The 23,040-nt window shown below is 69.7% G+C and carries 20 protein-coding genes, 2 pseudogenes and 1 riboswitch; of the genes and pseudogenes, 10 read left to right on the top strand and 12 right to left on the bottom strand.

The window, feature by feature from the left end; genetic code table 11:
* Positions 1 to 122 precede the first annotated feature (122 nt).
* From frr to QFZ67_RS10505, 6 genes are all read left to right on the top strand, one after another.
* Positions 123 to 680, top strand: a complete 558-nt coding sequence (gene frr, locus QFZ67_RS10530) for a ribosome recycling factor (RefSeq protein ID WP_307660835.1) — start codon at positions 123 to 125, stop codon at positions 678 to 680.
* Positions 680 to 1,798 carry a phosphatidate cytidylyltransferase gene (locus QFZ67_RS10525; protein WP_307660834.1) on the top strand — a complete coding sequence of 373 codons (1,119 nt, stop codon included), beginning with the start codon at positions 680 to 682 and terminating at the stop codon, positions 1,796 to 1,798. The genes frr and QFZ67_RS10525 overlap by 1 nt, the downstream gene beginning before the upstream one ends.
* An 87-nt stretch (positions 1,799 to 1,885) precedes the next feature.
* On the top strand, positions 1,886 to 2,992 hold the full coding sequence (rlmN, locus tag QFZ67_RS10520) for a 23S rRNA (adenine(2503)-C(2))-methyltransferase RlmN (protein WP_307660833.1): 1,107 nt from the start codon (positions 1,886 to 1,888) through the stop codon (positions 2,990 to 2,992).
* Positions 2,993 to 3,011: 19 nt separating this feature from the next.
* Positions 3,012 to 3,136: riboswitch (TPP riboswitch) on the top strand.
* A gap of 67 nt (positions 3,137 to 3,203) precedes the next feature.
* Positions 3,204 to 4,295, top strand: coding sequence for a thiamine ABC transporter substrate binding subunit (locus QFZ67_RS10515; RefSeq protein ID WP_307660832.1), 1,092 nt, complete (start codon positions 3,204 to 3,206; stop codon positions 4,293 to 4,295).
* Positions 4,296 to 4,333: 38 nt separating this feature from the next.
* Positions 4,334 to 5,950, top strand: coding sequence for an iron ABC transporter permease (locus QFZ67_RS10510; protein WP_307660831.1), 1,617 nt, complete (start codon positions 4,334 to 4,336; stop codon positions 5,948 to 5,950).
* Positions 5,950 to 6,981 carry an ABC transporter ATP-binding protein gene (locus QFZ67_RS10505; protein ID WP_307660830.1) on the top strand — a complete coding sequence of 344 codons (1,032 nt, stop codon included), beginning with the start codon at positions 5,950 to 5,952 and terminating at the stop codon, positions 6,979 to 6,981. The genes QFZ67_RS10510 and QFZ67_RS10505 overlap by 1 nt, the downstream gene beginning before the upstream one ends.
* Positions 6,982 to 7,038: 57 nt before the next feature.
* On the opposite strand, the gene QFZ67_RS10500 is transcribed toward QFZ67_RS10505, so the two are convergent.
* From QFZ67_RS10500 to QFZ67_RS10475, 6 genes are all read right to left on the bottom strand, one after another.
* Positions 7,039 to 7,959, bottom strand: a complete 921-nt coding sequence (locus tag QFZ67_RS10500) for a hypothetical protein (RefSeq protein ID WP_307660829.1) — start codon at positions 7,957 to 7,959, stop codon at positions 7,039 to 7,041.
* An 83-nt stretch (positions 7,960 to 8,042) separates the two neighbouring features.
* On the bottom strand, positions 8,043 to 9,170 hold the full coding sequence (locus QFZ67_RS10495; RefSeq protein ID WP_307660828.1) for an LOG family protein: 1,128 nt from the start codon (positions 9,168 to 9,170) through the stop codon (positions 8,043 to 8,045).
* Positions 9,171 to 9,258: 88 nt separating this feature from the next.
* Complete coding sequence (locus QFZ67_RS10490; protein ID WP_307660827.1) at positions 9,259 to 10,404, bottom strand: hypothetical protein; 1,146 nt, start codon at positions 10,402 to 10,404, stop codon at positions 9,259 to 9,261.
* Complete coding sequence (locus QFZ67_RS10485; protein ID WP_307660826.1) at positions 10,386 to 11,114, bottom strand: ABC transporter ATP-binding protein; 729 nt, start codon at positions 11,112 to 11,114, stop codon at positions 10,386 to 10,388. Before QFZ67_RS10485 ends, QFZ67_RS10490 begins: the two co-directional genes overlap by 19 nt.
* Before the next feature lie 196 nt (positions 11,115 to 11,310).
* Entirely contained in the window at positions 11,311 to 12,690 is a 1,380-nt protein-coding gene (locus QFZ67_RS10480) for an aspartate aminotransferase family protein (protein WP_307660825.1), read from the bottom strand.
* Positions 12,675 to 13,166, bottom strand: coding sequence for an Lrp/AsnC family transcriptional regulator (locus QFZ67_RS10475; protein WP_307660824.1), 492 nt, complete (start codon positions 13,164 to 13,166; stop codon positions 12,675 to 12,677). Before QFZ67_RS10475 ends, QFZ67_RS10480 begins: the two co-directional genes overlap by 16 nt.
* A 180-nt stretch (positions 13,167 to 13,346) precedes the next feature.
* Here QFZ67_RS10475 and QFZ67_RS10470 point away from each other — a divergent pair, with 180 nt between their 5' ends.
* Entirely contained in the window at positions 13,347 to 14,786 is a 1,440-nt protein-coding gene (locus QFZ67_RS10470; protein ID WP_307665792.1) for a gamma-aminobutyraldehyde dehydrogenase, read from the top strand.
* 120 nt (positions 14,787 to 14,906) lie between these two features.
* On the opposite strand, the gene QFZ67_RS10465 is transcribed toward QFZ67_RS10470, so the two are convergent.
* Both QFZ67_RS10465 and QFZ67_RS10460 read right to left on the bottom strand, forming a co-directional pair.
* A complete protein-coding gene (locus tag QFZ67_RS10465; protein ID WP_307660823.1) occupies positions 14,907 to 15,476 on the bottom strand; it encodes a TetR/AcrR family transcriptional regulator in 570 nt (189 codons plus the stop codon).
* On the bottom strand, positions 15,473 to 15,835 hold the full coding sequence (locus QFZ67_RS10460; RefSeq protein ID WP_307660822.1) for a DUF1304 domain-containing protein: 363 nt from the start codon (positions 15,833 to 15,835) through the stop codon (positions 15,473 to 15,475). Before QFZ67_RS10460 ends, QFZ67_RS10465 begins: the two co-directional genes overlap by 4 nt.
* Before the next feature lie 162 nt (positions 15,836 to 15,997).
* Between QFZ67_RS10460 and QFZ67_RS10455 the strand changes: the two genes are divergently transcribed.
* Positions 15,998 to 17,152: a PotD/PotF family extracellular solute-binding protein gene (locus tag QFZ67_RS10455; RefSeq protein ID WP_307660821.1), complete on the top strand. Its 1,155-nt coding sequence runs from the start codon at positions 15,998 to 16,000 to the stop codon at positions 17,150 to 17,152.
* Between the two features lie 160 nt (positions 17,153 to 17,312).
* On the opposite strand, the pseudogene QFZ67_RS10450 reads toward QFZ67_RS10455, so the two are convergent.
* From QFZ67_RS10450 to QFZ67_RS10440, 3 genes and pseudogenes are all read right to left on the bottom strand, one after another.
* Positions 17,313 to 18,092 (bottom strand): annotated as a pseudogene (locus QFZ67_RS10450) (SAM-dependent methyltransferase); the annotation flags it as partial.
* Positions 18,093 to 18,146: 54 nt separating this feature from the next.
* Entirely contained in the window at positions 18,147 to 18,851 is a 705-nt protein-coding gene (locus QFZ67_RS10445; protein ID WP_307660820.1) for a glycerophosphodiester phosphodiesterase, read from the bottom strand.
* Between the two features lie 20 nt (positions 18,852 to 18,871).
* The gene (locus tag QFZ67_RS10440) at positions 18,872 to 19,897 is read right to left on the bottom strand and encodes an adenosine deaminase (protein ID WP_307660819.1); all 1,026 of its coding nucleotides are present in this window, start codon (positions 19,895 to 19,897) and stop codon (positions 18,872 to 18,874) included.
* Between the two features lie 186 nt (positions 19,898 to 20,083).
* Between QFZ67_RS10440 and QFZ67_RS10435 the strand changes: the two genes are divergently transcribed.
* Complete coding sequence (locus QFZ67_RS10435) at positions 20,084 to 20,800, top strand: DUF4190 domain-containing protein (RefSeq protein ID WP_307660818.1); 717 nt, start codon at positions 20,084 to 20,086, stop codon at positions 20,798 to 20,800.
* On the opposite strand, the pseudogene QFZ67_RS10430 reads toward QFZ67_RS10435, so the two are convergent.
* Positions 20,790 to 21,346: pseudogene (locus QFZ67_RS10430) on the bottom strand (NADAR family protein). The gene QFZ67_RS10435 and the pseudogene QFZ67_RS10430 overlap by 11 nt on opposite strands.
* A 175-nt stretch (positions 21,347 to 21,521) precedes the next feature.
* On the opposite strand from QFZ67_RS10430, the gene QFZ67_RS10425 reads away from it, so the two are divergent.
* On the top strand, positions 21,522 to 23,036 hold the full coding sequence (locus QFZ67_RS10425; RefSeq protein WP_307660817.1) for a gamma-aminobutyraldehyde dehydrogenase: 1,515 nt from the start codon (positions 21,522 to 21,524) through the stop codon (positions 23,034 to 23,036).
* Positions 23,037 to 23,040: the final 4 nt, after the last annotated feature.

Here is a 23,040-nt window from a genome sequence, read left to right as displayed (position 1 = left end):
GACGCCCCCTCGAGGGATAGACAAAGTCCTGCCGGTCGGACACCGTGCAGGGGAAGACGCGACACAGGGTTCCGCCGGCCCAGTTTGACGCCGGGCCTACTCAAGACACGCAGGAGCAAGTGGTGATCGAAGAGACCCTCCTCGAGGCCGAGGAGAAGATGGAGAAGGCCGTCCTGGTCGCCAAGGATGACTTCGCCGCGATCCGCACCGGACGTGCGCACCCGGCGATGTTCAACAAGATCGTGGCGGACTACTACGGTGCGTTGACCCCGATCAACCAGCTGGCCTCGTTCTCGGTTCCCGAGGCGCGGATGGCCGTGGTGACTCCGTTCGACAAGAGCGCGCTGCGCAACATCGAGCAGGCGATCCGCGACTCCGACCTCGGCGTCAACCCGAGCAACGACGGCAATATCATCCGGGTGGTGTTCCCGGAGCTCACGCAGGACCGCCGCAAGGAGTACATCAAGGTCGCCAAGACCAAGGCCGAGGACTCCAAGATCTCGATCCGCTCCGTGCGCCGCAAGGCCAAGGAGACCATCGACAAGCTGATCAAGGACGGCGAGGTCGGCGAGGACGAGGGCCGCCGCGGGGAGAAGGAGCTCGACGACACCACCGCGAAGTACGTCTCGCAGGTGGACGAGCTGCTCAAGCACAAGGAAGCCGAGCTGCTCGAGGTCTGATGAACGACTCTTCCTGGGGGGCCCCGCCGAGAGCCGGTTTCTGGGGACCGCCCGACCAGGGGCCTGCCCCGGCGGGTCCCGCATACGATGAGCATGACGCACAGCAGACTCGGCCCATGCCCATCGTGCCGGACTTTCCCGACGCAGGTAGAGACGCCGAAGACCGCGACGACCGCGATCACCGCGACGACAGCAACGACCGCGACCGGGGGGCCGCTCGGCTGGGTGGCCCCCTGTTCCGCGACGAGATTCCGCAGGAGCCCATGCCCACCCCGCCGTCGGCACCCGAGCCGCCGCAGAAGAAACGGGCCGGCCGTGATCTGCGCGCGGCCATAGGGGTCGGCGTCGGTCTTGGTGCTGTGATCGTCGCGTCGCTCTTCATCGTCAAGGCCGTGTTCGTCGGCGTGATCGCGGTCGCCGTCGTGGTCGGGCTGTGGGAACTCACTTCGCGGCTGGAGGAGCGGAAGCAGATCAAGGCCCCGCTGGTGCCGCTCGCGGTGGGCGCCGCGGCGATGGTCGTGGCCGGTTATGTGCGCGGCGCCGAGGGCGCCTGGGTCGCCATGGCGCTCACGGCGCTCGCGGTGCTGGTCTGGCGGATGACGGAGCCTCCCGAGGGCTATCTGAAGGACGTCACGGCGGGCGTTTTCGCAGCTTTCTACGTTCCTTTCCTGGCAACTTTCGTCGCGTTGATGCTCGCCGCGGACGACGGCCCGTGGCGGGTGCTCACCTTCCTGGTGCTGACCGTGGTCAGCGACACGGGTGCGTACGCCGTCGGCTGGCGCTTCGGCAAGCACAAGCTCGCGCCGCGCATCAGCCCGGGGAAGACCCGCGAGGGCCTCGGCGGCGCGGTGGCGTTCGCGATGGGCGCGGGTGCGCTGTGCATGCAGTTCCTCATCGACGACGGCACCTGGTGGCAGGGTCTGCTGCTGGGCTTCGCGGTCGCGGTCAGCGCCACGCTCGGCGATCTGGGCGAGTCGATGATCAAGAGGGACCTGGGCATCAAGGACATGGGCACGCTGCTGCCCGGTCATGGCGGCATCATGGACCGGCTGGATTCGCTGTTGCCCACGGCTCCGGTGGTGTGGCTGCTGATGGTGATCTTCGTCGGGTCCGGCTGACCCATTTGACCTGCGCTTTTATACGTGAGGGGCTCGTTGTCCACAGGCGGCGGGCCTTCTTCGTATCTCTGCGACACTGGTACCACCATGCCCAAGCCCGGAGAACTCACTTTCGTCGCGCCCCGCGGAGCCAAGAAGCCCCCGCGGCACCTCGCCGACCTCACGCCCGCCGAGCGCAAGGACGCCGTCGCCGCGATCGGCGAGAAGCCGTTCCGCGCCAAGCAACTCTCGCAGCACTACTTCGCGCGGTACGCTCACGACCCCACCCAGTGGACCGACATCCCCGCCGCCGCGCGAGAGAAGCTCGCGTCCGAGCTGCTGCCCGATCTGATGTCGGTCGTCCGGCACATCTCGTGCGACGACGACACCACCCGCAAGACGCTGTGGCGGCTGCACGACGGCACGCTCGTCGAATCCGTCCTGATGCGCTACCCGGACCGGGTGACGATGTGCATCTCGTCCCAGGCCGGCTGCGGGATGAACTGTCCCTTCTGTGCCACCGGGCAGGCCGGGCTCGACCGCAATCTGTCGACCGCCGAGATCGTGCACCAGATCGTCGACGGCATGCGCGCCCTGCGTGACGGCGAGGTTCCGGGAGGGCCCGCGCGGCTGTCCAACATCGTCTTCATGGGTATGGGCGAGCCGCTCGCCAACTACAAGCGGGTCGTCGGCTCCATCCGCCGCCTCACCGACCCCGAGCCGGACGGGCTCGGGCTCTCGCAGCGCGGCATCACCGTGTCGACCGTCGGCCTGGTTCCCGCGATGCTGCGCTTCGCCGACGAGGGCTTCAAGTGCCGTCTGGCCGTCTCGCTGCACGCGCCGGACGACGAGCTGCGCGACACCCTGGTCCCGGTCAACACCCGCTGGAAGGTACGGGAGGTGCTGGACGCCGCCTGGGAGTACGCGGAGAAGTCCGGCCGCCGCATCTCCATCGAGTACGCACTGATCAGGGACATCAACGACCAGGCATGGCGGGGCGATCTGCTGGGCCGCCTCCTCAAGGGCAAGCGGGTCCATGTGAACCTGATCCCGCTCAACCCGACACCGGGATCGAAGTGGACGGCCTCCCGCCCGGAGGACGAGAAGGCGTTCGTGGAGGCCATCGCGGCCCATGGCGTGCCCGTCACCGTCCGCGACACCCGTGGCCAGGAGATCGACGGAGCGTGCGGACAGCTCGCGGCCTCCGAGCGGTAATCTTGGCTCGGACATTTACATATTCCGACAGGGGAGCGCCACAGCGCTGAGAGTGCGACCACCGCTATGAACAAGCACAGCGGTCGCAGACCCTCTGAACCTTGCCCAGGTCATTCTGGGTAGGAAGTTCGGTCACCACTCAAGCTGTTGCGCCCTGCTCACATTGTGAGCAGGGCCGCGTCTCTTCCTGGTCACTCCAGGAGGAATTTCAGTGAGCACCACCAAGAAGTTGACGGTTACCGCCGTCGCCGCCGCTCTCGGCATCTCGACCCTCGCGGCCTGCGGCGGGGAGTCCGAGGACTCCTCCACCGGCGGCTCGAAGTCCAAGACCGTGACGCTCGTCAGCCATGACTCCTTCGCCGCCTCCCCGGCCGTGCTGAAGGAGTTCACCCAGGAGACCGGCTACACGGTCAAGGTGCTCAAAAGCGGTGACGCGGGCGCGGCCCTCAACAAGGAGATCCTCACCAAGGGCTCCCCGCAGGGCGATGTCTTCTTCGGCGTCGACAACACCCTGCTTTCGCGGGCGCTCGACAACGACCTGTTCACGCCGTACGCCGCCAAGGGCCTCGGCCAGGTGTCCGACGAGGCGCAGCTCGACAAGGACAAGCACCGTGTCACGCCCGTCGACACCGGCGACATCTGCGTCAACTACGACAAGAAGTACTTCGCCGACAAGAAGCTCGCGCCCCCGCAGTCCTTCGACGACCTGATCAAGCCCGAGTACAAGAACCTCCTCGTCACCGAGAATGTCGCGACCTCGTCGCCCGGTCTCGGCTTCCTCCTCGGCAGCGTCGGCAGGTACGGCGACGAAGGCTGGCAGGACTACTGGAAGAAGCTGAAGGCCAACGGCGTCAAGGTCGTCGACGGCTGGGAGCAGGCGTACAACGAGGAGTTCTCCGGTTCGGCCGGTGGTAAGAAGGCCAAGGCGGACCGGCCGCTGGTCGTCTCGTACGCCTCCAGCCCGCCCGCGGAGGTGCTCTTCGCCAAGCCGCAGCCGACCGAGGCGCCCACCGGCGTCGCGACCGGAACCTGCTTCCGTCAGACGGAGTTCGCGGGTCTTCTCGACGGCGCGAAGAACGAGGCGGGCGGCAAGGCCCTGCTGGACTTCCTGGTCTCCAAGAAGTTCCAGGAGGACATGCCGCTCAACATGTTCGTGAACCCGGTGGTCAAGGACGCGAAGCTGCCCGAGCTGTTCACCAAGTTCGGCGCGGTCGTCGACAAGCCGGAGACCGTCGCACCTGACAAGATCGCCAAGAACCGTGAGCAGTGGGTCCAGTCGTGGTCCTCGCTCGTGCTGAAGTAAGCAGGTCCGTCCGCGGGAATGCGGCGCGGCTCGGGCTGATGGCCGGGCCCGTCGCGTTCTTCGCGGTCTTCTTCGCCTATCCCGTCGTCGCGATCGTCGGCCGCGGTCTGGAGATCGACGGGGTATGGCAGTTCGGGCGGATCGGCGAGGTGCTGGGCCGCTCCGACATTCAGCAGGTGCTGTGGTTCACCGTCTGGCAGGCGCTCGCCTCCACAACGCTCACCCTGCTGATCGCGTTGCCCGGTGCGTACGTCTTCGCCCGCCTCGACTTTCCCGGGAAGCGGCTGCTGCGGGCGGTGGTCACCGTTCCGTTCGTGCTGCCGACCGTCGTCGTAGGGACGGCGTTCCTGGCGCTGCTGGGTCGCGGCGGACTGCTCGACGAGCTGTGGGGCGTCAGATTCGACACGACCGTCTGGGCGATCCTGCTCGCCCATGTCTTCTTCAACTACGCGGTGGTCGTACGGACCGTGGGCGGCCTGTGGTCGCAACTCGACCCGCGTCAGGAGGAGGCCGCGCGAGTCCTGGGCGCCGGGCGGTTCGCGGCCTGGCGGCGGGTGACGCTGCCCGCGCTCGCGCCCGCCGTGGCAGCGGCCGCCCTGATGGTCTTTCTGTTCACCTTCACCTCCTTCGGCGTCGTACTGATCCTCGGCGGGCCGGCCTTCTCCACACTTGAGGTGGAGATCTACCGTCAGACGGCTCAACTGCTGGATCTGCCCACGGCGGCGGTGCTCACGCTGCTGCAGTTCGCCGCGGTCGGCGCGATCCTCGCCGTGCACGCGCGGACGGTACGGCGGCGGGAGACCGCGCTGAAGCTGGTGGACCCGGCGCAGACCGCGCGCCGACCGCGTGGCGCGGGACAGTGGGCGCTGCTCGGCGCGGTGCTCGCCACGATCCTGCTGCTGGTCCTGGCCCCGCTCGGCGTCCTGGTCGAGCGCTCCTTCGACGGTCCCGGAGGCTATGGCTTCGGCTACTACCGGGCGCTCGCCTCCAGCGATGCGAGCGGTGGGGCGTTCCTCGTGCCGCCCATCGACGCCGTGTGGAACTCCTTGAGTTACGCATTGGTCGCGACCGCCATCGCGCTCGCCGTCGGCGGTCTCGCCGCGGCCGCGCTCACCCGGAAGGCCGGCCGGCTGGTGCGCGGCTTCGACGCGCTGCTGATGCTGCCGCTCGGCGTCTCCGCGGTGACCGTCGGCTTCGGGTTCCTCATCACCCTCGACAAGCCGCCGCTCGATCTGCGCGGGTCGTGGATTCTGGTGCCCCTCGCCCAAGCGCTGGTCGGCGTGCCCTTCGTCGTACGCATCATGCTGCCGGTACTGCGAGCGGTGGACGAACGACTGCGCGAGGCCGCGGCGGTGCTCGGCGCGTCCCCGCTGCGTGTGTGGCGGGAGGTGGATCTGCCGTTGGTGCGGCGGGCGCTGCTGATCGCCGCGGGGTTCGCATTCGCCGTGTCGCTCGGCGAGTTCGGGGCGACCGTCTTCATCGCCAGGCCCGACAACCCGACGCTGCCGGTGGCCGTGGCGCGCCTTCTCGGCCGGCCCGGTGAGCTCAACTACGGGCAGGCGATGGCGCTGAGCACGATCTTGATGGTGGTGTGCGCGGCGGCGCTACTGCTCCTCGAACGCATCCGTACCGACAAGACCTCCGGAGAGTTCTGATGGCGTTGCTGCGGCTTGAGGGCGTGACCGTGCGGTTCGGGGCGCGGACGGCGCTCGACTCGGTGGATCTGGAGGTCGCCGAGCACGAGATCGTCTGCGTGCTGGGGCCGAGCGGCAGCGGTAAGTCAACGCTGCTGCGGATCGTCGCCGGGCTGCAGACCGCCGACGCCGGGCGGGTGCTGCTGTCCGGCGCGGACCAGGCCGGGGTGCCGGTGCACCGGCGCGGTGTGGGCCTGATGTTCCAGGACCACCAGCTCTTCCCGCAGCGCGACGTTGGCGGCAACGTCGCCTTCGGGCTGCGGATGCACGGCAGCGGCCGGGCCGAACAGGCCCGCCGCGTCGACGAGTTGCTGGAGCTCGTCGGGCTGCCTGCCGCGCAGCGCCGGGCCGTTGCCTCGCTGTCCGGCGGGGAGCAGCAGCGGGTGGCGCTGGCCCGCGCGCTCGCGCCGGAGCCCCGGCTGCTGATGCTGGACGAGCCGCTCGGCCAGCTGGACCGCGGGCTGCGGGAGCGTCTCGTCGTCGAACTGCGCGGGCTTTTCGGGCGGTTGGGCACCACCGTGCTCGCCGTCACCCACGACCAGGGCGAGGCCTTCGCGCTCGCCGATCGCGTCGTCGTCATGCGGGACGGACGGATCGCCCAGGCGGGAACGCCGCTGGAGGTCTGGGAGCGGCCCGCGTCCGAGTTCGTGGCCCGCTTCCTCGGCTTCGACAATGTGGTGGCGGCGACGGTGAGCGGTGCCGCCGCAGACACGGTGTGGGGCAAGATCCCGGTGCCGGGGGGTTCGCCGCAGGGCGAGTGCAAGGTGCTGGTCCGGCCCGCCGGGGTGCGGCTGGCCGACGCCTCGGAGGGGCTGCCCTGCACGGTCGAGGGGCGTACGTTCCGGGGCAACCACGTCGCCGTACAGCTGCGGCCCTGTGACGGGCCGCCGCTGGAGGCGGAGTGCTCGCTGCGGGACGCGCCGGAGGAAGGGGCCGAGGTGGGGGTCGTCTTCGCCGCGGCCGATGTGGTGGTGCTGGACCCGGCAGGGTGAGCTACTTGCTGCTCGCTGCGGGAAGTGTCGATCACCCGCCGGGTGATGGACGGGCGGCTAGGGGACGGAGACCAGCTCATCGGGGTGCGAGTCCGCCGGCTGCGGCTCCGTGCCATGGGCCTCGGGCGCGCCGAACCAGGCCACCGCGACCGCTCCCGCCACCGCCAGTACGAAGCCGAGAATCGCCATCCAGGCGAAGCCGGGGCGGGACGAGTCGCCCAGCCACAGCACGCCGATCATGCCCGGCAGCACGGTCTCGCCCACGACCAGCGCCGCCGTCGCGCCGTTCACCGAGCCGATCTGCAGGGCGACGGTGTGCAGATACATGCCGCCGATCCCGGCCACCAGGATCGCGTACAGCGCCGGGTCTGAGAGCAGGGCGCCCAGGTCGAAGGGGTCGATGCCGTTCAGGACGCGTACGCCGACGCCCAGCGCGCCGAAGCCGAGGCCGGACAGCAGACCCGCCAGGATCGCGGCGCGCGCGCCGAGGAGGCGTACGACGACGGTGCCGCCGACCATCAGCAGCAGCGAGATCGCCAGCAGCCACCAGTGGGTCGCGATCGGGGTGTGGCCGCTGCCCTCCGGGCCCGCGGCCGTGGCCAGCAGCACCAGGGCCGAGCAGACGACGGCGATCGAGGTCCACTCGGCGCGGTTCAGCTTGATGCCCAGCAGCTTCACGCTCAGCACCGCCGTGATCACCAGATTCGCGCTGATCACGGTCTGCGAGAGGAACAGCGGGAGCAGGCGGGCGGCCAGTGCGCCCAGGCCGAAGCCGACGAAGTCCAGGATCGTGCCGACGATGAACTCCCAGGTCATCGCGGCCTGCGCGGTGGAGGACAGGCTCGGCCCGCCGTGCTGGGTGACACCCGACGCGGCCGCCTCGCGGCGGGCGGCCTTGCGGGATCCCACGGCTTGCAGCACCGACCCCGTGCCGTAACAGATCGAGGCCGCGACAGCGGTCAGTAGGCCGATCAGCACCAGAGGCTCCGTTCACGTGGGGTCAGTCCAACTGCCAGACGTGAGTTTGGGGCCGGAAGTTGCTTCTGCTTTCGTGCCGCTCGTTAACCGAGGCCGGTGAGGCGGCGCAGCGCGTCGGGCGCCTCGTCGACCGAGTCGACGAGCGCGATACGGGACTCCATCGAGCGGCCCGCCGCAAGGGACTGGAGCAGCGGCCAGGTGGGGAGCCGCTCCGTCCAGTGCGTGCGGTTGACGAGGACCATGGGGGTCGGCTCGCCGCGGGACTCGTAGTAGTTCGGGGTCGCGCTGTCGAAAATCTCCTGGACCGTGCCGGCGGCGCCGGGCAGGAAGATCACACCGGCGTTGGAGCGGGCGAGGAGGCCGTCCTCGCGGGTGGCGTTGGCGAAATACTTGCCGATGTGGCCCGCGAAGGCGTTCGGCGGCTCGTGGCCGTAGAACCAGGTGGGGATGCCGACGGAGTCACCACCGCCGGGCCAGCGGTCCCGCACCTCGAAGGCGGCGCCCGCCCAGTCGGAGATCGAGGGGATGTAGGAGGGGGCCTTGGAGAGGAGTTCGAGCGCCTCGTCGAGCATCTCGTCGGGGTGCGGGGCGGCGTACGCACCGAGGTTCGCGGCCTCCATCGCACCGGGTCCGCCGCCAGTGGCGACGGTGAACCCGGCCCTCGCGAGGGCCCGGCCGAGGCGGGCGGCGCCGGCGTACGCGTCGGTGCCGCGGGCCATCGCGTGGCCGCCCATCACGCCCACGACGCGGGCGCCGACGAGGAGTTCGTCCAGGGCGTCGGAGATCGCGTCGTCGTGGATCGACCGGAGCATCGAGGCGAAGATGTCGCCGTCGGCCTTGGTCCGCTGGAACCAGTCGTAGGCGAGGGCGTCGGGGGTGGCTTCGTAGCCGCCGGCGGCGAGGCCTTCGAAGAGCTCGTCGGGGGAGTACAGGAGCCCGCGGTACGGGTCAAAGGGCAGATCGGGGACGGGCGGAAAGACGAGCGCGCCGTCGGCCCTGACCTTGGCGGCGGCGTCTGGCTGCATGGGGCAGCCGAGGAAGACCGCGCCGGTGGTGTCGGCGGAGACCAGGGCGAAGGTGCGGTCTGTCAGATCGACGGACTGGACGCGGTGCCCGACGAGTGAGCCGTGGGCGACGACGTGGTCGAACTCCTCGAGGGTCTCGATCTCGCGGTCGTGGCTGTGGGCTTGCGGTCCGTGTCCATGCACCATGCGGCCACGATAGGCCCTGCGGGTGGGGCGGCGCGGGGCGGGTCTTTCCCCCGGGGGCGGCGTAAGCCGGCTGCCGCTCACCCCGCGCTCAGCTTGAGAACGGGACCGCTGCCAGGGCCGTCACCCCCCACGTCAGGGGGGCGAAGACCGCCAGAAGTGTCGCCGCACGCAGGGCGGTTGCGTTGCGCAGGACCGTCGCGGGGATGCCCATGCTGCGGAGGGAGTCCGTGTTCGTGGCGCGGGTCTGCCTTGCCTCCAGGGCCGAGACCAGCAGCGTCGCCGTCGTGCACGTCATCACCAGTGCCGTGCCCAGGCCCGTCAGGAGGCCGATGGGCTGCTCGGCCGTGCCGCCGTACAGCCTGGCGGCCTCGATCGCCGCCGAGGCGACCGCGCAGACCACGCCGAGCGGGCGGCCGATGCGGCGGGATTCCTCCATCAGGATGCGGCCCGCCAGTAGCCGGGTCGCGCCCGGGCGCAGCGACTGGAGGAGCCGGCCGCTGAAGTGGGTGATGCCCGGGCCCGCCAGGGCCAGGCCCAGGGCGGTGAGGGTCCAGCCGACGAGGACGCCGGCCGGGTTGCCGTCGATCTCGCCCGGGACGGGGAGCGGTGAGCCGGCGCCGCCGCGGTTCGCGTATGTCTCGACGGCCATGCCAATGGCCATCAGCGCGACGCCCCACGGCAGCTCGGTCGGCGCGGCGGACGACGCGTCCGGCGGCGGGGGCACCCGGCGCGGGCGCAGGGACAGTGCCGCGGCGACCGAGGCCAGCAGCGGCACCAGCGCGAGAAGCGTCAGCGCTGCCGCCAGCGGCAGCGGCTGGTCCGCGGCCAGCAGCTCGGCCGTCGCCCCGTCGAACGGCAGCCCCGTCAGATCGCCCCGCAGATGAAGGAAGATGAGCAGCGCGAGCATGCTGCCGAGCGTGCCCGAGACGGCAGTGGAGACAGCGGCCAGCGCGGTGAGCCTGGCGGGCCCCAGGCCGACCGCCGAGAGGCCCGGCCTGGGCCGCGTACTCGGATCCGTACGCGCCACCGCCACCGCGAAGTGCACCGTCGCCGCGAGCGGGATCAGGCACCAGAGCAGCCGGAGTCCTGACGTGCCCGAGTCGGTGGGATGGGACAGCGCGTACGTCAGTGTGCACAGCAGCAGGAAGCCCACACCCGCCGACGCCGCCGCCACCATCAGCCGGCGCAGCAGGACGAGAGGGTGCGTACCGCGGGCTAGACGGAGAGCGAGCACTCGGCTCGGCCTTCCGCGTCGGCGGTCCCGAGCGAATTGACGCGCCGGCCGTCCACGAGCGTGACCGAGCGGTCCGCGTGCGTCGCCACCTCCGGGTCGTGCGTGGCGAGCACGACGGTGATCCGGTGCGAGCGGGCCGCGGCCATCAACGTACGCAGCACCCCCGCCCCGTCCGCGCGGTGCAGCGTCGCCGTCGGCTCGTCGGCGAACAGCACCAGCGGCGTGCTGACCAGCGCCCGCGCCGTGGCGACCCGCTGCCGCTGCGCCTGCAGCAGCGCATGCGGCCGCAGCCGGGCGCACGCGCCGATGTCGAGCCGCTCCAGCCACTCCATCGCCGCGGCCTTCGCCTTGCGGTGCGACGCGCCGCGCAGCAGCAGCGGCAGGGCCGCGTTCTCCCACGCCGTCAGCTCGGGGACCAGCGTCGGCTCGGGGTCGATCCAGCCGAACCGGTGGCGCCGGAGCCGCTCGCGCAGCAGCGGGGTCAGCGTGTGCACGGGGGAGCTGTTGAACCACACCTCGCCCTTGTCGGCGACGAGTTGGCCGGACAGGCACCGCAGCAGCGTGGTCTTTCCGCTGCCGCGCGGGCCGTACACGGCGAGGATCTCGCCCTCGCGCACACCCAGCGATACGCCGACGAGCGCGGGCGAGCCGTTGTGGGAGTGGTGCAGGGAACGTGCCCAGAGCACATCGTTGTCCGGCGGGGCCACCATGGCGTACACCTCGGTTCTGATCAGATTTCTCCTCCCCCGTACGGGGGAACGAAGACAGGGCCGATCGGTCACTCGGCACGGTATGGATTCAGAACCGGCGTATCGGGAAGCACGCGGCCCGGGTGCACCCCATCCCACTCGGATGGCCGAATGAGATGGCGGGTGCCCCGGGCCGTTTGCCGTAAGCGACCAAAGGTCAGAGCTTCGTCCAGGCCTCCGTGAGGACCGTACGCAGAATCTGCTCGATCTCGTCGAACGTCGACTGGTCGGCGATCAGCGGCGGCGCCAGCTGCACGACCGGGTCACCGCGGTCGTCGGCCCGGCAGTACAGACCGTTCTCGTACAGCGCCTTGGAGAGGAAGCCGTAGAGCACGCGCTCGGTCTCCTCGTCCGTGAAGGACTCCTTGGTGACCTTGTCCTTCACCAGCTCGATGCCGTAGAAGAAGCCGTTTCCGCGGACGTCGCCGACGATGGGCAGGTCGTGCAGCTTCTGCAGCGTGGACAGGAAGTTGCCCTCGTTGTCCAGGACGTGCTGGTTGAGGCCCTCGCGCTCGAAGATGTCGAGGTTGGCCAGGCCCACCGCGGCGGAGACCGGGTGGCCGCCGAAGGTGTAACCGTGCAGGAAGGTGTTGTCGCCCTTGTAGAACGGCTCGGCGAGGCGGTCGGAGATGATGCACGCGCCGATCGGGGAGTAGCCCGAGGTCATGCCCTTGGCGCAGGTGATCATGTCCGGTACGTAGCCGAACTTGTCGCAGGCGAACGTCGTGCCGAGCCGGCCGAAGGCACAGATGACCTCGTCCGACACGAGCAGCACGTCGTACTGGTCGCAGATCTCACGGACCCGCTGGAAGTACCCGGGCGGCGGCGGGAAGCAGCCACCGGCGTTCTGCACCGGCTCCAGGAAGACCGCCGCGACCGTCTCGGGGCCCTCGAAGAGGATCTGCTGCTCGATCTGGTCGGCGGCCCAGCGGCCGAAGGCCTCCGGGTCGTCGCCGTGGATCGGCGCGCGGTAGATGTTGGTGTTCGGCACCTTGTGAGCGCCGGGGACAAGCGGCTCGAAGGGGGCCTTGAGCGCGGGCAGACCGGTGATGGACAGGGCGCCCTGCGGGGTGCCGTGGTAGGCGACGGCACGTGAGATGACCTTGTACTTGGTGTACTTGCCCTGCAGCTTGAAGTACTGCTTCGCCAGCTTCCAGGCGGTCTCGACGGCCTCGCCGCCGCCGGTGGTGAAGAAGACCTTGTTGAGGTCGCCGGGGGCGTGGTGCGCGAGCCGCTCGGCGAGTTCCACGGCCTTCGGGTGGGCGTAGGACCACACCGGGAAGAAGGCGAGCTCCTGCGCCTGCTTGTACGCGGTCTCGGCGAGCTCTACGCGGCCGTGGCCGGCGTTGACCACGAAGAGGCCGGCGAGGCCGTCGAGGTAGCGCTTGCCCTTGTCGTCGTAGATGTAGGTGCCCTCACCGCGCACTATGGTGGGGACGGGTGCGTTCTCGTACGACGACATGCGGGTGAAGTGCATCCACAGGTGGTCGTAGGCGGTTTTGGAGAGGTCCTTGCTCACGGCTATCGGGTTCCCCACATATAGGTCTGCTTCTTGAGCTTGAGGTAGACGAAGCTCTCGGTGGTGCGCACGCCGGGGAGCGCGCGTATCCGCTTGTTGATCACTTCGAGCAGATGGTCGTCGTCCTCGCAGACGATCTCCACCATGAGGTCGAACGAGCCCGCGGTCATCACCACGTACTCGCACTCGGCCATGGCTGTGAGCGCGTCGGCCACCGGGTCGACGTCGCCCTCGACCGTGATGCCGACCATCGCCTGGCGGCGCAGGCCCACGGTGAGTGGGTCCGTGACGGCGACGATCTGCATCACGCCCTGGTCGAGCAGCTTCTGGACGCGCTGCCGGACGGCCGCTTCGGACAGGCCCACGGCCTTGCCGATGGCGGCGTACGGACGACGCCCGTCCTCCTGGAGCTGTTCGATGATTGCGAGAGAGACGGCATCGATCGTCGGGGACGATCCGGTGCCGTTCCTGGAGTCTGCGTTACGACTGGCCACGAGCTCACTCTGCACTGCGACTCGTCTGTCCCGCAAGCCCTGAGCGATGAAATTCGTTGTTCTGAGGTCGTAATTTCACCGAATCCGAAGATGCGGAGGGTTGGGGCTGTCGAAAGCGTCACGTAGGAGATTAGGGTGGAGGTCTCACCCATCGGACATCTGACAGGAGGGGTGGCAACAGTGACCACCGAGCTGCGTCGTCTGCGCAACTACATCAACGGGGAGTTCCGGGACGCCGCCGACGGGCGGACAATCGAGGTCGTCAACCCGGCCACCGGTGACGTGTACGCCACGTCGCCGCTCTCCGGGCAGGCCGACGTCGACGCCGCCATGGACGCTGCCGCGGCCGCCTTCCCCGGCTGGCGCGACACCACCCCGGCCGAGCGCCAGAAGGCCCTGCTGAAGATCGCGGACGCCTTCGAGGAGCGGGCCGAGGACCTGATCGCGGCCGAATCGGAGAACACCGGCAAGCCGCTCGAACTCACCCGCACCGAAGAGATCCCGCCGATGGTGGACCAGATCCGCTTCTTCGCGGGCGCGGCGCGGATGCTGGAGGGCCGGTCGGCCGGCGAGTACATGGAGGGCTTCACCTCCATCGTCCGGCGTGAGCCGGTCGGCGTCTGCGCGCAGGTCGCGCCGTGGAACTACCCGATGATGATGGCCGTCTGGAAGTTCGCGCCGGCGCTGGCGGCGGGCAACACCGTCGTCATCAAGCCGTCCGACACGACGCCCGCGTCGACGGTCCTGATCGCCGAGATCATCGGCTCGATCGTGCCCAAGGGCGTCTTCAATGTCATCTGCGGTGACCGGGAGACCGGCCGCGCGATGGTCGAGCACCCGACGCCGGCGATGGCGTCCATCACCGGTTCCGTACGGGCGGGCATGCAGGTCGCCGCGTCCGCGGCCAAGGACGTCAAGCGCGTCCACCTGGAGCTCGGCGGCAAGGCGCCGGTCGTCGTCTTCGAGGACACCGACATCGCCAAGGCCGTCGAGGACATCGCGGTGGCGGGCTACTTCAACGCGGGCCAGGACTGTACGGCCGCGGCGCGCGTCCTGGTGCACGAGTCGATCCACGACGAGTTCGTCTCGGCGCTGGCGAAGGCGGCGGCGGACACGAAGACGGGCATGCCGGACGACGCGGACGTGCTGTACGGCCCGCTGAACAACGCGAACCAGCTGGCGCAGGTCTCGGGCTTCATCGACCGGCTGCCGGCGCACGCGAAGGTCGAGGCGGGTGGCCACCGGGTCGGCGAGAAGGGCTACTTCTACGCGGCGACGGTCGTCTCCGGCCTGAAGCAGGACGACGAGATCATCCAGAACGAGGTCTTCGGCCCGGTCATCACGGTCCAGTCCTTCTCGGACGAGGTGCAGGCGCTTGAGTGGGCGAACGGCGTGGAGTTCGCGCTGGCGTCTTCGGTGTGGACGAAGGACCACGCGCGGGCGATGCGGATGTCCAAGTCGCTGGACTTCGGGTGTGTGTGGATCAACACGCACATCCCGCTGGTGGCTGAGATGCCGCACGGCGGCTTCAAGAAGTCTGGGTACGGAAAGGACCTGTCGGCGTACGGGTTCGACGACTACACGCGGATCAAGCACGTGATGACGTCGCTGAACGCGTAGTTTCTCGGGCGGTGGGGTGGAGGGTCTTCCCCCACCCCGCCCCTTCCCGAAAACCGCGGGCGGCGCCCCCGGGGCGTCGGCTTCGCGGCGCGGGGGCTTCGCCCGGACTCGCCGCCGCCCTCAGTTCGTTGGCGTGCGGTGGAGCGTCACCAGCAGGCGCCAGACCTGGGATGCCATGTCTTCCGGGGTCGCGGCGATCGTGCCGTGCAGCCAGTCCGCCAGGACGCCCGCGAACGCCGATGCCACCGCCGAGGCGATCAGGTCCGGGGCCGGTGCGCCCGCCAACTCGCGTTCCTTGCGGCTGCGTTCGCGCAGTTCGCGGTGGAGCAGGTCGCCCAGCGGGCCGCTGCCACCCTCGCGCAGCAGGGTGCGGTAGACCGCGGCATGCGGAGCCAGCCCGGTGAAGAAGGCCGTCAGGGCGGTCGGGGGAGCGCTCGGGTCGGGGGTGCCACGCCAGGCGTGGAGGGCCTCCACCGCGTCTCGTACCACCTCCGCGCAGGCGTCGACCGCCAGCGCCTGCAGGTCCGGGTAGTGCAGATAGAAGGTGGCCCGGCCCAGACCCGCCCTGCGCACCAGGGCCGCGACGCTCACCTCTTCCAGCGAGTGTTCCGCGCACTCCTCCAGCAGCGCCTCGCGCAGCCTGGCCCGGGTGCGCTCCGCGCGCGGGTCGCCGGTGGAGCCCGTGCTCATCCGGCCACCAGAACCGCCGCCAGCGCCAGCGCCCCCGGCAGCGCCTGCGCCACCAGGATGCGCCGGTTCGCGGTGAAGCCGCCGTACAGGCCCGCGATCACCACGCAGCTGAGGAAGAAGACCTGAACGCGGTACCCCGTCGGGTCCGCGGCGATCAGGCCCCAGACCAGGCCCGCCGCCAGAAAGCCGTTGTACAGGCCCTGATTCGCGGCGAGGGGGGCCGTCGCGCGGGCCATCTCCGCGTCGAAGCCGGAGAGGCCGCGGCCCGGCTTGCGCTGCCACAGGAACATCTCCAGAACCAGGATGTACGCGTGGAGCGCGGCCACGAGGCCGACCAGGACATGTGCTGTTGTGTTCATCGTCGACCTCAAGGTATTGGACAGGTGTCCAGTAAATATAGACACATGTCCATGATCGACAGGGTGGTCGCCCGAAGCACGTACCGATCGACGCAGCGTCCATTGCTGCGCGTACCTCCCGCCCGCCATTCTTCGGACGTGCCAGCGATCCGGATGAACCCCATGTCACGGCGGTCCCTGCTGTTCGGCTTCGCCGCCGGCGCCGCGCTCACCGGATGCGGGGTGCCCGCGGCGTACGTGAAGCCCGGAGAGCGCGCACGGCGCGACGACTCCGAGCGCGACCGGAGCGTCGACTTCGCCAACTGGCCGCTGTACGTCGACACCGACGACGAGGACACCTCCGAGCGCCCCACCCTCAGCGCCTTCACCGAACGCACAGGGATCTCCGTCCGATACACCGAGGAGATCAACGACAACGACGAGTTCTTCGGGAAGATCAGCCCCGCGCTGATGAATCATCAGGAGACCGGCCGGGATCTGATCGTGGTCAGCGACTGGATGGCCGCCCGCTTCGTACGGCTCGGCTGGGTGCAGGAGATGGACCGCGCCAAGCAGCCGAACGTCGCCAAGTACCTCGACCCGCAGCTGCGTTCACCCGCCTTCGACGACGGGCGGCTGCACAGCGTTCCCTGGCAGTCCGGGATCACCGGCATCGCGTACAACCGCAGGAAGCTCGGCCGCGAGATCCAGCACACCGATGACCTGTGGGCGGACGACCTGCGCGGCAAGGTCACGTTGCTGTCCGGCCTCGATGAATCCTTCGCGCTGCTCATGCAGGGCAACGGCGTCGACGTCACCCGCTGGACCGCCGACGACTTCCACACCGTGTGCGAGCAGGTGGAGCGGCTGGTGAAGGCGAAGCACATCAGGCGCTTCACCGGCAACGACTACATCAAGGACCTCTCCACCGGCGACGTGCTGGCCTGCCAGGCGTACTCCGGCGATGTCATCCAGCTCCAGGCCGACAACCCGGACATCGAGTTCGTCGTGCCGCAGGAGGGCGCGGAGCTGTGGGCGGAAAGCCTGATGATCCCCAACCTCGCCCGCCACAAGCGCAATGCCGAGGCGCTCGTGGACCACTACTACGAGCCGGAGGTCGCCGCCGAGCTCGCGGCCTGGGTCAACTATGTCTGCCCGGTGCCGGCCGCCCGTGACGTCCTGGCCTCGTCCAAGGACGAGGAGACGGCCGCGCTTGCCGAAGACCCGCTGATCTTCCCCGACGACGAGATGCGCAAGCGCCTCGCGATCGCGAGGGACATCACATCCGAGGAGCGCACGGAGTTCGCCAAGCGGTGGAACTCCATCGTCGGCCTGTAGCAGGCTCGCGATCATGAACTCGCTGTGGCGCGCCGAACGGCTTCGGCCTGCCACGCCGGCGCGTGCGCCGCAAGATCAAGCAGCTGGAGGCGCTGACGGAGCGGACGGACGGGCCGGCAGCGGTCGCCGCGGCGGCGTAGTTGGCGGCGCTGTCGTGGCGCTACGGCTTGCGGGCGACCGCGCCGAACTGCGCCACCTGTACGGGCTCGGCGCCGGTCGCCGGGTCGTGCCGCCAGCGTGCGCAGGACACGATGCCCGGCTCGAGCAGGTCGAGGCCCTCGCAGAACGAGGCGAACTCCGCGCGGCTGCGCGCCGTGATCGGCGGCGTCGCGTTCTCGTTCCAGAACGCCATCGCCTCGGCGTTGCCCTCGCCGCCCAGCTCCAGCGTCGGATGCGTGAGTACGAGATAGCTGCCGGACGGCACCGCCCCCATCAGCCTGCGCACGATCGACCGCGCCTCGTCGGTGTCCATCACGAAGTTCAGGATGCCGAGCATCATCACCGCCACCGGCCGCGTCAGATCCAGAGTCGCCTCGACCGAGCTGACGATCGACTCCGGGTCGTGCGCGTCCGCGTCCAGATACTCGGTCACTCCCTCAGGAGAGCTGGTGAGCAGGGCGCGCGCGTGCGCCAGCACTATCGGGTCGTTGTCGACGTACACGATCCGGGCGTCGGGCGCGATGCGCTGGGCGACTTCATGGGTGTTCTCGACTGTGGGCAGGCCGGTGCCGATGTCCAGGAACTGGCGTACCCCCGACTCACTCGCGAGGTGTGTCACCGCGCGGCCCAGGAACGCCCGGTCCGCGCGCGCCACTTCGCCGATGCTCGGGTACAGCCCGGTGACGTGGTCGCCCACCGCGCGGTCGACCGGATAGTTGTCCTTGCCGCCCAGCCAGTGGTTCCAGACCCTGGCGTTGTGCGCTACGTCGGTGCGGACTTGTCGGACACGTGTCGCTCCTCGGCCGGCTGCGTCAGGGCCATCATGCCGGACGGATCAAGACGGCCTGCCGACAGGGGAGTTCGGCCGGACCGTGGAGTGCAGCGTGTCCACGCGGTTGGTGGTGATCGCGTCGACGCCGTACTTCATCAGCCGGCGCATGGTGCACCGGGTGTCCACCGTCCAGGCCGAGACCAGCAGCCCGTCCCGGTGGATGCGGTCCGTCAGCTCCTGACCGAGCAGCCCGAAACGGTAGTTGAGCCAGCGCGGCCCCACCGCGTCGAGCAGCGCGGGACGCGGCGCCGCGAGCGTCGTCCATGTCATCGCGATCTCCGCCGAGGGGTCGGCGGCCCGCACCGCGAGCATGGTGACCGGACCCGCGCAGTAGTACACCCGCTCGCCCGCGCCGCACTCGCGGACGGTGCCGACCACCGTCCGCACCGACTCCTCCGAGGCCCCGGGCAGATCGATCATCACGCGGTGCGCGCCGACCGCGAGCAGAGCCTCGCGCAGCGTGGGCACTCCGCCCAGGGTCAGCTCGTCGACCTCGGCCCGGGTGAGCTTCGCGAGCGGACGGTCGTGACCCCACAGCCGTTTCAGCGAGTCGTCGTGCAGCAGCACGGGCACGCCGTCACGGGTGAGGCGTACATCGATCTCCACCGCGTCCGCGCCCCGTTCGACCGCCGAGCGGAGCGAGGGCAGGGTGTTCTCACGGACGCGGTACGGATCGCCGCGGTGGCCCACGACACTGACGGTGCGCATGGGCCCATTGTCGGGGCCGGTCAGCGGCCGGGCCATGCGGCGGTGTACACGTCGATCTCCGCCACGATCCGCGCCTTGCCGGCCGGGTCGAGGAAGGACGCCTCCACGGCGTTCTTCGCGAGGTCGGCCAGTCCGCGCTCGTCCAGCTGAAGCAGCCTGGCGGCGACCGCGTACTCGTTGTTGAGGTCACTGCCGAACATCGGCGGGTCGTCGCTGTTGATCGTCACCAGCACTCCGGCCGCCACCATCTCCTTGACCGGATGCTCGTCGAGGTCGCGGACAGCGCGTGTCGCGAGATTCGAGGTGGGGCAGACCTCCAGCGGAATCCGGTGCTCCGCGAGGTGGGCGAGCAGCTTCGGGTCCTGTGTCGCGCTGGTGCCGTGGCCGATGCGCTCGGCGCGCAGGTCGTTCAGCGCGTCCCAGATCGTCTGCGGACCTGTCGTCTCGCCGGCATGCGGCACGGAGTGCAGGCCGGCCGCGATCGCGCGGTCGAAGTACGGCTTGAACTGCGGCCGCGGCACACCGATCTCCGGGCCGCCGAGCCCGAAGGAGACCAGGCCGTCGGGGCGAAGGTCCACCGCGAGCCGCGCGGTCTCCTCCGCGGCCTCGAGACCGGCCTCGCCGGGGATGTCGAAGCACCAGCGCAGTACAACGCCGAACTCGGCCTCGGCAGCCTTGCGGGCGTCCTCGATCGCCGCCATGAAGGCACTTTCGTCGATGCCGCGGCGGGTCGAGCTGAACGGCGTGACGGTCAGCTCGGCGTAGCGGATGTTCTGCCGGGCCATGTCGCGGGCCACCTCGAAGGTGAGCAGCCGTACGTCCTCCGGGGTGCGGATCAGGTCCACGACCGACAGATAGACCTCGATGAAGTGCGCGAAGTCGGTGAAGGAGAAGTAGTCGGCGAGCGCCTCGGGGTCGGTGGGGACCTTGGAGTCCGGGTGGCGGGCGGCCAGCTCGGCGACGATGCGCGGGGAGGCGGAGCCGACGTGGTGCACATGCAGCTCGGCCTTGGGAAGCCCCGCGATGAAGGGGTGCAGATCGGTCATCGAGGTCCTCCATGGGCGATGGTGTAAGCAACTGAGCAACAAGGTGCGCGAGGGCGGGGTCCGAGCGCGGGTGCGACCGGCTGTTCGGGTCGGGGATCCTCGTTCGGGTCGGGGATCATCGTAGGGGGGCCCGGTCGAGCGCGGGCCGCAGCCCGTAGCATGACCGAACCACGATGGGGGAGAACCATGTCTGACAACCAGGCCCAGCCGCCGGGCGGGCCCGAGCCCCGCGACCGCGATCCCTGGGCTCCTCCGGAGAGCAGCGCGGCACAGAACAGGGTGCCGCTGCACAAGCCCGCCGCCCCGACGCCGCCGGTGTCGCCCGTGCACGACCAGCCGACGATGACGGCGATGCCCAGCACCGGGCTCGCTGCCGACGCGGGTGCCGTGCCGCCTCCCCCGATAGCCCCGGGCGGACCGGCACAGCCCGCCGCCGGACCGTACGGCTACCCCGCCGCCCCGAGCGCCCCGCTGCCTGGCCCCGGCGTGGGCCCGGGCGCGGGTGATCCCTACGGCGGCTACCCCGGATATCCGGGTTACCAGAACTACGGCCAGACCGCCTGGCAGTCCGCCCCGGCGAACGGCATGGGCACCACCGCGATGGTGCTCGGCATCCTCTCCGTCTGTCTGTTCTGTCTGTACGGGGTCGTCGGGATCGTCCTGGGCGTGCTCGCCCTGATCTTCGGCATCCTCGGCAGGAAGCGCGCCCAGCGGGGCGAGGCGACCAACAGCGGAATGGCTCTGGCCGGCATCATCCTCGGCTCCATCGGCATCGTCATCGGCCTCATCATCGTCGGCCTGATGGCCTGGGGGATCACCAGGGCGATCAACGAGGAGCGGGACAAGGGCAACGTCTACGACGACTACTCCAACTCCCTCGTGATCGACGGCGTCAGGCGTTAGCCGGACCGGCCCGCAACTCCTCACGCGCCTCCATCAGCGCGAACCCCAGCAGATTGAGCCCGCGCCAGAGCGCGGGATCCTGCGCCCGCTCGTCGTCCGCGGCCAGCCCGATGCCCCACACCCGGTCAAGCGGGCTGGCCTCGACGAGCACCCGGTCCCCCGTGGCCAGCAGAAAATCGCGCAGCTCGGCATTCTGACCGAACTTGTGCACACTGCCCGCGCGCACAATCGCGGACCGCTCGCGCTCCCATATCGCGTCGTCGAAACCGCGCACCAGCCGCCCGGCCGCTTGGCCGCCGCCGGACTGCCCGCATCGAGCGCCTGCCGCTCGGCCTCCGCGTCCCCGAAGAGCCGCGCCTTCCCCGCCATCATCCAGTGCTCGGCCGTGGCGTACCGAACGCTGTCGACCACGAAGGGTGACGGCCACCACTGGCTCAGACAGCTCGCGCCGATTGATCCGTCCCGACGCGGCGCATGCCCCCAAAAGAACAGATACTTGATTCTCCTGTTACTGCTGACCTGCTCGATCAGCTCTTCCATCCCCATGCACGCGAGTCTGGCATCCACCACTGACACTCCGTACGGGTATTGCCGGACCGGCGCGACACATGGTCGACTGATTCCGTCGCGTAACCAAAAGGCAACAACGGAATCACTTGTTGGAGAGCCGGTGCTCTGCCAGGATCGGCACTCAATTCGATCTGGGACTACGGAGAGCGTCATGGGCAACCGCTTCCAGGTGCAGGACCGCTATGCGGACGGTGCACAGTTCATCGGCGGGCGGCTGCGGCCCGGCACCTCAGGACGCAAACAGAACATCGTGAACCCCGCCACCGGCGAGACGGTCCACAGCTACGAACTGGCAGGGGCCGCCGACGTCGACGCGGCCGTCGACGCCGCCCGCAGGGCCCTCCCCGGCTGGGCGGGCGCCACCCCGGGCGAGCGCTCCGACGCCCTGCACAGCTTCGCGTCCGTCCTCGCGGACCAGGCCCCCGACCTCGCGTACGCCGAGTCCCTGCAGTGCGGCAAACCGATCAAGCTCACCACCGAGTTCGACGTCCCGGGCACCGTCGACAACACCGCCTTCTTCGCCGGCGCGGCCCGCCATCTCCAGGGGCAGTCGGCCGGCGAGTACAGCGGCGACCACACCTCGTACGTACGCCGGGAGCCGATCGGCGTCGTCGGCTCCATCGCACCTTGGAACTACCCGCTTCAGATGGCCGCCTGGAAGGTCCTGCCGGCCATCGCCGCGGGCAACACCATCGTGCTGAAACCCGCCGAGATCACCCCGCTCACCTCGCTGATGTTCGCCGAGGCGGCGAAGGAGGCCGGGATCCCCGACGGCGTCGTCAACGTCGTCAACGGCGCGGGCAAGGACGCGGGCGAGCATCTGGTCGGACACCCGGACGTCGCCATGACGTCCTTCACCGGCTCCACCCCCGTCGGCAAGCGCGTCGCCGAGATCGCCACCGCCACCGTCAAGCGCCTCCACCTCGAACTGGGCGGCAAGGCCCCCTTCGTGGTCTTCGACGACGCCGACCTGGAGGCCGCGGTCCACGGCGCGGTCGCGGGCTCGCTCATCAACTCCGGCCAGGACTGCACGGCCGCCACCCGCGCCTATGTCCAGCGGTCCCTGTACGACGCCTTCGTCAGCGGCGTCGCCGACCTGATGGCCACGGTCCGCCTCGGCGACCCCCTCGACCCCGCCACCGACCTCGGCCCGCTCGTCTCGCACCTCCAGCGCGACCGCGTCGCGGGCTTCGTCGACCGGGCTCGCGCGTACGCCACCGTCGTCACCGGCGGCGAAGCGCCCCAGGGAGAGCTTTCGAGCGGCGCGTACTACCGCCCCACCCTCGTCGTCGGCGCCGCCCAGGACAGCGAGATCGTCCAGTCCGAGATCTTCGGCCCGGTCCTCGTCGTCCTCCCCTTCGACTCCGACGACGAAGGCATCGCGCTCGCCAACGACACCCCCTACGGCCTCGCCGCCTCCGCCTGGAGCCGCGACGTGTTCCGCGCGAACCGCGCCACCCGGGAGATCAAGGCCGGGTGCGTCTGGATCAACGACCACATCCCGATCATCAGCGAGATGCCGCACGGCGGATACAAGGCCTCCGGCTTCGGGAAGGACATGTCGGTGTATTCCTTCGAGGAGTACACGCAGGTCAAGCACGTGATGTACGACAACACGGCGGTGGTCAGGAAGGACTGGCACCGCACGATCTTCGGGGACCGATAGCTCA

Source organism: Streptomyces sp. V1I1 (genome assembly GCF_030817355.1).
Lineage (GTDB): Bacteria > Actinomycetota > Actinomycetes > Streptomycetales > Streptomycetaceae > Streptomyces.
This window is presented reverse-complemented; position numbering and strand designations above follow the sequence as displayed.